The 225-nt window shown below is 57.8% G+C and carries 1 protein-coding gene; it reads left to right on the forward strand.

Features of this window, described 5'->3' with window-relative positions:
• Positions 1 to 225 (forward strand): ATP-binding cassette domain-containing protein (locus LD028_RS09900; protein WP_237811717.1); only part of this gene is annotated, 225 nt, incomplete at both ends.

The following is a 225-nucleotide window of genomic DNA, read 5'->3' on the forward strand; positions in this document are numbered from 1 at the left end:
GGAAAACGGCCATGGTCTTTCAGCACTACAATCTGTTCAAGCATAAAACGGCCCTGGAAAACGTCATGGAAGGGCTGATCGTCGCCCAAAAGGTGCCCAAGAAAGAGGCAAGGGAGCGAAGCCTAGAGATGCTGGAGAAAGTGGGGCTGTCCGACAAGTGCGATCATTACCCCAGCCAGCTCTCGGGCGGACAGCAGCAGCGTGTCGGGATCGCCCGCGCCTTGG

Source organism: Anoxybacillus sp. LAT27 (assembly GCF_022030075.1).
GTDB lineage: Bacteria > Bacillota > Bacilli > Bacillales > Anoxybacillaceae > Anoxybacillus > Anoxybacillus kestanbolensis.